The sequence below is a fragment of the Streptomyces bohaiensis genome (assembly GCF_012033785.1).
GTDB lineage: Bacteria > Actinomycetota > Actinomycetes > Streptomycetales > Streptomycetaceae > Streptomyces > Streptomyces bohaiensis.
On record NZ_JAAVJC010000312.1, the window covers coordinates 1 to 3,433 of the forward strand.

Genomic DNA, 3,433 nt, shown 5'->3' on the forward strand with positions numbered 1-3,433 from the left:
ACACAGTGGACGCAAGCAACTATGGACAAGCCCTCGGCCTATTAGTACCAGTCAACTCCACCCATTACTGGGCTTCCATATCTGGCCTATCAACCCTGTCGTCTACAGGGAGCCTTACCCCATCACGTGGGTGGGAGCCCTCATCTCGAAGCAGGCTTCCCGCTTAGATGCTTTCAGCGGTTATCCTTCCCGAACGTAGCCAACCAGCCATGCCCTTGGCAGGACAACTGGCACACCAGAGGTTCGTCCGTCCCGGTCCTCTCGTACTAGGGACAGCCCTTCTCAAGACTCCTACGCGCGCAGCGGATAGGGACCGAACTGTCTCACGACGTTCTAAACCCAGCTCGCGTGCCGCTTTAATGGGCGAACAGCCCAACCCTTGGGACCGACTCCAGCCCCAGGATGCGACGAGCCGACATCGAGGTGCCAAACCATCCCGTCGATACGGACTCTTGGGGAAGATCAGCCTGTTATCCCCGGGGTACCTTTTATCCGTTGAGCGACGGCGCTTCCACAAGCCACCGCCGGATCACTAGTCCCGACTTTCGTCCCTGCTCGACCCGTCAGTCTCACAGTCAAGCTCCCTTGTGCACTTACACTCAACACCTGATTACCAACCAGGCTGAGGGAACCTTTGGGCGCCTCCGTTACTCTTTAGGAGGCAACCGCCCCAGTTAAACTACCCACCAGACACTGTCCCTGATCCGGATCACGGACCCAGGTTAGACATCCAGCACGACCAGAGTGGTATTTCAACAACGACTCCACACACACTGGCGTGCATGCTTCACAGTCTCCCACCTATCCTACACAAGCCGAACCGAACACCAATATCAAGCTATAGTAAAGGTCCCGGGGTCTTTCCGTCCTGCTGCGCGAAACGAGCATCTTTACTCGTACTGCAATTTCACCGGGCCTATGGTTGAGACAGTCAAGAAGTCGTTACGCCATTCGTGCAGGTCGGAACTTACCCGACAAGGAATTTCGCTACCTTAGGATGGTTATAGTTACCACCGCCGTTTACTGGCGCTTAAGTTCTCAGCTTCGCCAGAACGAATCCTGACTAACCGGTCCCCTTAACGTTCCAGCACCGGGCAGGCGTCAGTCCGTATACATCGCCTTACGGCTTCGCACGGACCTGTGTTTTTAGTAAACAGTCGCTTCTCGCTGGTCTCTGCGGCCACCCCCAGCTCAAGGCGCAAAGCCCATCACCAGACGTGGCCCCCCTTCTCCCGAAGTTACGGGGGCATTTTGCCGAGTTCCTTAACCATAGTTCACCCGAACGCCTCGGTATTCTCTACCTGACTACCTGAGTCGGTTTAGGGTACGGGCCGCCATGAAACTCGCTAGAGGCTTTTCTCGACAGCATAGGATCATCCACTTCACCACAATCGGCTCGGCATCAGGTCTCAGGCACAAGAGAAGCGGATTTACCTACTCCTCGCCCTACACCCTTACCCCGGGACTACCACCGCCCGGGATGGACTACCTTCCTGCGTCACCCCATCACTCACCTACTACCAGCTCGGGTCACCGGCTCCACCACACCCACACCCGTCAAAGACGGGAAGCAGGGGGCTTCACGGGCTTAGCATCACCAGATTCAGCGTTGGCGCTTCAAAGCGGGTACCGGAATATCAACCGGTTGTCCATCGACTACGCCTGTCGGCCTCGCCTTAGGTCCCGACTTACCCTGGGCAGATCAGCTTGACCCAGGAACCCTTAGTCAATCGGCGCACACGTTTCTCACGTGTGTATCGCTACTCATGCCTGCATTCTCACTCGTGAACCGTCCACAACTCGTTTCCACGGCTGCTTCACCCGGCACACGACGCTCCCCTACCCATCCGAACCCCCGTTAGGAGTATATGTTCGAATGACACGACTTCGGCGGTGTACTTGAGCCCCGCTACATTGTCGGCGCAGAATCACTAGACCAGTGAGCTATTACGCACTCTTTCAAGGGTGGCTGCTTCTAAGCCAACCTCCTGGTTGTCTCTGCGACTCCACATCCTTTCCCACTTAGCACACGCTTAGGGGCCTTAGTCGATGCTCTGGGCTGTTTCCCTCTCGACCATGGAGCTTATCCCCCACAGTCTCACTGCCGCGCTCTCACTTACCGGCATTCGGAGTTTGGCTAAGGTCAGTAACCCGGTAAGGCCCATCGCCTATCCAGTGCTCTACCTCCGGTAAGAAACACGCGACGCTGCACCTAAATGCATTTCGGGGAGAACCAGCTATCACGGAGTTTGATTGGCCTTTCACCCCTAACCACAGGTCATCCCCCAGATTTTCAACTCTGGTGGGTTCGGGCCTCCACGACCTCTTACAGCCGCTTCACCCTGCCCATGGCTAGATCACTCCGCTTCGGGTCTTGAGCATGCTACTGAACGCCCTATTCGGACTCGCTTTCGCTACGGCTCCCCCACACGGGTTAACCTCGCAACATACCGCAAACTCGCAGGCTCATTCTTCAAAAGGCACGCAGTCACGACACAGCAGGCAAGCCCACTGTGCGACGCTCCCACGGCTTGTAGGCACACGGTTTCAGGTACTATTTCACTCCGCTCCCGCGGTACTTTTCACCATTCCCTCACGGTACTATCCGCTATCGGTCACCAGGGAATATTTAGGCTTAACGGGTGGTCCCGCCAGATTCACACAGGATTTCTCGGGCCCTGTGCTACTTGGGTGGCTCCCAAACGAGCCATTGCAGTTTCAGCTACGGGGGTCTTACCCTCTACGCCGGGCCTTTCGCATGCCCTTCGCCTACCACAATGGTTTCTCACTCGCCCAGCCGCCGGCAGACGACTGAAGGAAACTCCCACGACCCCGCATGCGCAACCCCTGCCGGGTATCACACACATACGGTTTAGCCTCATCCGGTTTCGCTCGCCACTACTCCCGGAATCACGGTTGTTTTCTCTTCCTGCGGGTACTGAGATGTTTCACTTCCCCGCGTTCCCTCCACACACCCTATACATTCAGGTGCGGGTGACAGCCCATGACGACTGCCGGGTTTCCCCATTCGGACACCCCCGGATCAAAGCTCGGTTGACAGCTCCCCGGGGCCTATCGTGGCCTCCCACGTCCTTCATCGGTTCCTGGTGCCAAGGCATCCACCGTGCGCCCTTAAAAACTTGGCCACAGATGCTCGCGTCCACTGTGCAGTTCTCAAACAACAACCAGCCCAACCAGTCACCCCACACAACGTGCGAGTACACCTGGTGCCGGCACCGAAGACACGACACACGGCCGCACCCTCAGACACCCAACAACGTGCCCAGCCCACCCGCAGCAACCAACCCCCGTTCCACACCCCCCACAAAGAGAGGCAGTACTAGAAAGCCGGCAACCACCAGCACACTGAATAGTCAACGTTCCACCCATGAGCAAACCAGCACCGGACACTCGCCGATGAACTGGCCTCTGT

General features: G+C 57.2%; 1 rRNA gene. It reads right to left on the minus strand.

The window, feature by feature from the left end:
* Nucleotides 1-21: 21 nt before the first annotated feature.
* Nucleotides 22-3,146: ribosomal RNA gene (locus HCN52_RS21615) — 23S ribosomal RNA — on the minus strand.
* Nucleotides 3,147-3,433 lie beyond the last annotated feature (287 nt).